General features: G+C 73.1%; 7 protein-coding genes. 2 read left to right on the top strand and 5 right to left on the bottom strand.

From position 1 onward, the window contains the following. The first annotated feature begins 183 nt into the window (after window positions 1-183). Complete coding sequence (locus ACTUAL_RS24835) at window positions 184-1,386, top strand: helix-turn-helix domain-containing protein (RefSeq protein ID WP_440901946.1); 1,203 nt, start codon at window positions 184-186, stop codon at window positions 1,384-1,386. A 72-nt stretch (window positions 1,387-1,458) separates the two neighbouring features. After that, on the top strand, window positions 1,459-1,611 hold the full coding sequence (locus ACTUAL_RS24840) for a hypothetical protein (protein WP_015804202.1): 153 nt from the start codon (window positions 1,459-1,461) through the stop codon (window positions 1,609-1,611). 716 nt (window positions 1,612-2,327) lie between these two features. On the opposite strand, the gene ACTUAL_RS24845 is transcribed toward ACTUAL_RS24840, so the two are convergent. The 5 genes from ACTUAL_RS24845 to ACTUAL_RS24865 form a co-directional block, all read right to left on the bottom strand. After that, window positions 2,328-2,510 carry a hypothetical protein gene (locus ACTUAL_RS24845; protein ID WP_096496322.1) on the bottom strand — a complete coding sequence of 61 codons (183 nt, stop codon included), beginning with the start codon at window positions 2,508-2,510 and terminating at the stop codon, window positions 2,328-2,330. Window positions 2,511-2,541: 31 nt separating this feature from the next. Continuing rightward, the gene (locus ACTUAL_RS24850; RefSeq protein WP_096496321.1) at window positions 2,542-3,186 is read right to left on the bottom strand and encodes a GNAT family N-acetyltransferase; all 645 of its coding nucleotides are present in this window, start codon (window positions 3,184-3,186) and stop codon (window positions 2,542-2,544) included. After that, window positions 3,183-3,740 carry a DUF309 domain-containing protein gene (locus tag ACTUAL_RS24855; RefSeq protein WP_440901947.1) on the bottom strand — a complete coding sequence of 186 codons (558 nt, stop codon included), beginning with the start codon at window positions 3,738-3,740 and terminating at the stop codon, window positions 3,183-3,185. The genes ACTUAL_RS24850 and ACTUAL_RS24855 overlap by 4 nt, the downstream gene beginning before the upstream one ends. Window positions 3,741-3,873: 133 nt before the next feature. Continuing rightward, window positions 3,874-4,284 carry a VOC family protein gene (locus tag ACTUAL_RS24860; protein WP_096496319.1) on the bottom strand — a complete coding sequence of 137 codons (411 nt, stop codon included), beginning with the start codon at window positions 4,282-4,284 and terminating at the stop codon, window positions 3,874-3,876. Then, window positions 4,281-4,715, bottom strand: a complete 435-nt coding sequence (locus tag ACTUAL_RS24865; RefSeq protein WP_096496318.1) for a helix-turn-helix transcriptional regulator — start codon at window positions 4,713-4,715, stop codon at window positions 4,281-4,283. The genes ACTUAL_RS24860 and ACTUAL_RS24865 overlap by 4 nt, the downstream gene beginning before the upstream one ends. Window positions 4,716-5,708: the final 993 nt, after the last annotated feature.

The raw sequence follows: 5,708 nt of genomic DNA on the forward strand, positions 1-5,708 counted from the left end.
CATGACAGCGCTCGCCAAGGCTCCGGCCGCCAGGACTCAGCCCGGCCAGCCACTGCCCGCCCGGAGACCGCCCGGCCAGACAGCGCCGCCCGTTCTGAGACCACTCGTCCAGACAGCGCCATCCGTCCCGAGGTCACCCGCCTTGACGTACTCGGCGAGTCGCGCGGCACGCCGTTGCCCGCGTTGCCGCCTGAGCTGTGGGAGAGCCGCGAGGTGCACGCCGCCGTCGCGTCGGACGCGCCCGGTGTGCTCGTCGCCATCGCGCGCCGCGCCCACGGGTTGCGCCAGGACGAGCTCGGCGCGCTGGCCGGCTACTCGCAGTCCGCGATCTCCCGCCTGGAATCAGGCAGCGGCATCGCCTACGACCTGCGCGTGCTGCGCACCATGCAGCGGCTGCTCGGCATCCCGGCCCACCTGCTCGGCCTGGCCGACCGGGCCTCCCGCCCGTCCGTCTCGCCCCGCTCCGACCGACCCGTCGACCCGGCAGCCCTCACCGCGCTGCGCGCGGCCACCGCCCGGCGCGGTGGGCCCGTGCGGCAGTTGCTGGTGCTGCGCCGCATCCTCGACGACGCGCACCACCGCCAGGGCTGGCGCGCCCTGGTCCCCGCCGCCCGCTCGCTGTTCGACTTCGCCGACGCCCTGCGCCGCGCCGCCGACGGCGACCACCGCCGCAGGCTGCTCGCCGTCGCCGCGACCTACGCCGAGTTCTCCGGCCTGCTGTACGAGGAGGTCGGCGATCGCAGCGGCGCCGTCGAGTGGACCACCCGCGCCCTTGAGCAGGGGCAGGCCGCCGACGACCCCGACGTCGTCGCCTACTCCTACGTGCGACTGGCCCAGCTCGCCGAACCCGACGGCGAGCGCGTCCTCACGCTGACCCGTGCCGCCCTGCGCGAGCGCGGCATCGGCCCGCGCACCCTCGCACTGGTCCTGCGGCAGCAGGCTCGCGGACTGGCGATGGCGGGTGACGAGACGTGCATGGCCCGGTTGGACCACGCGCGCGAACTCCTCGTAGCGGTTGCCCGAGACCCTGAGCCGGACAACGGCGAATACCGCATAGGGTACCGCCTTTCGGAGCAGCACGTCGAGCTCGAACGGGCGGCTTGTTGGCTCGAACTCGGGCAACCACACCGGGCGATCGCGGGCTACGAGGCGCTGCGCCGCCGCCGGTGGGGCCACGCCCGCGCCGCCGAACGGGGCCTCCACACCGCCCGCCTCGCTGCCGCGCACGCCGCCGCCGGAAACCGCGATCAAGCCGTGGCCTGCGGTTACGAGGCGTTGGACGCGGCGAGGGACAGCGGTTCGGGGCTGGTGCTGGTCGAGCTGGGCAGGCTCGGCCCGTGGGTGGGGGAGCGGGACGTGCGCGAACTCGCGCGGTGGCTCGGCTGACCCGTATGCGTTTTCCGCATATCGGCGGAGAAGGTGGTGCGTCAACGGACCCCGTCGGCGCACGATAAGCCGATGACCCCACCGGAAGAACCCGTTCCGCCACAGCGCCAACCGGTGGAGGACCGGCAGGCGGTGAGGCAGGAGTGCGGTCCTTACCGGTTGGACTTCTACGCGACCCCCGACGCGGTGGTCTGCGTGGTCAACGACGCCGAGCGCGCGCCGTGACCACGCCCTGGACGGCTCCGGCGCGCCGGCGTCACCAAGTCCCAGCACGGGAACCTGGTCGATCGGCGTGGAGCGGTCGGCGCACGACGCGGGCCACGGGCGCGCGTCCGGCTCCGGACGCGACGCCGTACCTCGTCCGCCTGCGAACACGTCCCGACTAGGTCGGGACCGGAGCGTGCGAAGGGCCCCGCTTGCTGCCCCGAGCGGGAGACCTCGACGCCCACCGGTTCCGGCGCCCACCGCCCCGAGCGCGGGCGGTGCGACCGGCTCCGCGCGGTCTGCCCCCTCATCACCGCACGCGGAGCGGTCCGACGGGCTCCCTCCAGCCCGTCACGCCGCGCTCTCCCTGAGCAGACCGCCGTTCTTCTCCCCGGAACGGCGGTCTGCGGGGCGGGAACCTCCGCCGGGCGCCACGTCGGCGCCGCGGCGGATCACGACCAGACGACGCCGGTCAGGTGATCGACGGAGCGGAGGCGCAGAGCGATGGCGTCCCCGGTGGGCCGGCGGGTGCTCGACGGCGGTCCACGCGCCGATCGGAGCCGGCCAGTGGTTTCGGGCAATGACGCTGGCCGGCGGCGCTCGGCGCCTGCGGGCGGTCGCGCCCACCAACGACGCCGATCAGCTCCCCGGCCGAAGCATCCGGGCCTGACCCGCCGACGACGTGATCGGGCGGCCCGCTCGACGTCAGCGGGCCGGACCCGTCGAACCGGCGTGGATCAGCGACGGCGGCGGAAGCTGGGCGCGCGCAGCGCCGAGCCCACCCCGGCCATGTGCAGCGCGAGGAACAGCAGGCCCGCGAGCGTCAGGGTTCCGGGTTCGATCACGCTGCCGAGCGAGGCGTTCGCCAGGTCCAGCAGCAGGGCCAGACCGAAGATGACCGCGGCGATGGTGGCGAGCACGGTGGCCTCCCAGTGAGTAGGTGACCTCCTGTTACCCGGCCGCCCCCGCGGCCAAGCGGGCGTTCGGAGCAATTCGCTTCCCCAGGAACACCGACAGCCCGCCCACGCCCGCCGACGTCAGCTCGTGGAACCCCAACCGCTCGTAGAACGCGAGCGCCGAGGCGTTCGCGGTCGACACCCCGAGGTGCACGCCCGTCACGCCGCGGTCCCGCAGCGCGTCCAGGAACCGCGTCATCAGCGCCCGCCCGTGCCCGCCGCGCTGGTGGTCCGGGAGCAGGTCGATGTGCAGGTGCGCGGGGTAGTCGTCCAGGTCCAGCGGCACCATGCGCTCCGGCGCGTGCAGCAGGTCGGCCACCGCGTCCGCTTGGCTGATCGGCGGACCGGACGGCGCGGGGAACCGGGCCGCCACCTCGGGCAGCCACTCGTTCCGGAAGCGCTTGGCGAACAGCGCGGTGTCCGAGGTGCCGAGCACGTAGCCCACGGCCCGCTCGCCGTTGTCGGCGACGAACACCAGCTCGGGCTCCAGCGCCGCGTACGGCCACGCGTAGACCGAGGACACCAGGTCCGGGTCCGGGTAGAGGTGCGTGCCGTCGCGCCCCACGTCGGAGGTGCGCACGCAGATGTCGCCGAGGGCGTCCCAGTCGCGGGGTTCGTAAGGTCGAATGCGCACGGTCATCCGCGCAACCTCAGCACACCCGCGCCGCCGATGACAGCCCGGTCCACCCCTGTTTCCGCACCGGTCCGCTCGGGGGCAGCCAGAACCGCACCCTCTCGACCACCGGTCTCCGGGGTGTCGGGACCGGCGCCCAGGTAGGCCCCGCGCTCCGCCCAGTCCACCAGCCCGGCGACGTCCACCCCGTGCGGGGGAGCGTCGCGGTACGGCTCGATGCTGCGCGCCCCGCGCTCCACCAGCGACCGCGCGCCCCTACCGTTGCCGCGCAACGCGTGCGTCAACCCCACCGCCAGCTGCGCCAGCCCGCGCCACAGCTCCCGCTCGGCCTCGGGAGCCGACTTCCAGGCGTCCTCCAGCACCTCGTGGGCGTGGAACGGCTTGCCCTCGTCCAGCAGCCGCTGCGCTTCCCGCAGCGACTCGTCCGGTGCTCTCACGACTCCCTCGGGCTGCCGCTCGACCCCGACCGCCCCGTAGGGCAGCGGACGTCCGAGGCCGTCACGGGGACGGGCGTTGCGCGCCCGGCCGTCGGGATCGCGGTCGCGGTCACTTGCTTCCACGCCCCCGATCCTGGCACGGGGCCAGCCCCGGCAGCACGCACCCCAACCCACCCGGACGCACGCGAGAGCCGCGCCACGCCCTCGACCGCTCCCCTTCACCGGTCGAGGACGTGGCGCGCACCACCCGTCCGGATCAGGAAGCGGACTTCCCGGAGAACCGGATCTGGTTGCCCGCCGGGTCGCGGAACGCGCAGTCGCGCACCCCGTAGTCCTGGTCGGTCGGCTCCTGCACGACCTCGGCGCCCGACGCGCGGACCTTCTCGAACAGGGCGTCGCAGTCCTCCACCCAGAAGATCAGACCGCTCAGCGAGCCCTTGGCCCGCAGCTCGTTGATCGCCTTCGCGTCCTCGGGCGACCGCCCCATGTCCGCGCTCTCCAGCACGATCTCCAGACCGGGCTGCTCCGCCGAGCCGAGCGACAGCCAGCGGAACTCGTTGAACGACACGTCCGAGCGCACCTCCAGCCCGAGGGTGTCGCGGTAGAAGCCCAGCGCGGCATCGTGATCGTCGACCTGCAGGAAGGTGTGGGAAACCCGAATGTTCACACCGGTGAACCTATCGGCGCACCCACGTCGCCTGCTTCTCGAAATCTGCTCGGACGCATCACCCGCATGGCGTAACAACCGGGCACCGCCTGAACCGCCGAGTGCTCACGCGCCCGGTAGGCGCTGGGCGTCTCCCCGACCAGCTCGGTGAAGCGCGCGCTGAACGACCCCAACGACGTGCACCCGACCGCCATGCACACCTCGGTCACCCCGAGGTCCCCGCGCCGCAACAACGCCTTCGCCCGCTCGACCCGACGCGTCATCAGGTACCGGTACGGCGTCTCCCCGTACGCGACCTTGAACCGCCGGGAGAAGTGCGCGACCGACATGAACGCCACCTGAGCCAGCTCCGCGACGTCCAGAGGCCGCGCGTACTCCCGATCGACAAGATCACGCGCCCGCCGCAGGTGCACGAGTTCCCCGGTGTCCACCCGCGGAGCATCGCACCGACCCCTGACAGTTCCGGATCCTCGAAGCCCGCCCCGTCCCGCAGGCCCCGCTGCCCCAGCCCTGCTGTCCCAGCCCCACACCGTCCCGATCCAGGCCCTCGTGCGGTGGTTTGTGCCGCACGGCGGTGTGAGCCGACGCAGTTCACCGCGCGCGATCAACGCACCGCGCACAGCATCGGGGACATGGCCCGGTTCCCCTTCCGCACTGCCGCGTGCACAGCGCTCACCGTGATCGCGGTGCTGTCCAGCGGAGCGGCCAGCACCGCGGAACCGCACTCCGCGCCACCGCAGACGCGCGCTTGCACCGCGGAGCAGCAACCACCCCGGAACCAGACCACCGCCGAACCCCCGTCCTGCGACGAGCCAGCGGCCACCCACCCGGCACGCCGCCAACCGGCACGCCGCGAACCGACCCCGGCCGTTCCGGACCCACTCCAACCCGGCAGCGGCACGGCAGGCTCCGGCGCGATCGCTCCAGACCCAGCAGGCTCGGACTCACCCGGTTCTGGTGCAACGAACACCAACGCGCCAAACCCAGGGGGCCCGGACAACGGCGCCGTCACCAACGGTGCCACAAGCGATGGCTCCACCGCCGGTGGTGCCACAGGCGTCCCCACGAGCGGCTCGGCGATGGAGCCCAACCCGCAAACCCCGGCACCCCAAGCCCAACCTGCCCAGGGACAACCGCCCCAATCCCAAGCCCACCACGGTCAGGAACAGGCGGGCCAAGGACAGCGACGCCCGAACTACGCTTCCCCGCAACAACAAGGTCCCGGACAAACGCTCGCCAGCAGAAACCCCGCACCGCAAGCACCCCACGACCACGCAGGCGCTCTCCAGGCCGTCCCGAACAACGCAGACGACAGCTCGGCAGCCCACCAACAGGACAGCCAGGACGGGATCGATCCCAACGCCACCGATCCCGGCGCCTCGGAAGACGACCTGTTCCGCGGCGACGCTGCCAGCGTCGCCGGA

The organism is Actinosynnema sp., assembly GCF_052038725.1.

Coding starts and splice junctions, on each gene's coding strand:
- ACTUAL_RS24840 (WP_015804202.1), top strand. CDS start 1,459: ATGACCCCACCGGAAGAACCCGTTCCGCCACAGCGCCAACCGGTGGAG.
- ACTUAL_RS24850 (WP_096496321.1), bottom strand. CDS start 3,186: ATGACCGTGCGCATTCGACCTTACGAACCCCGCGACTGGGACGCCCTC.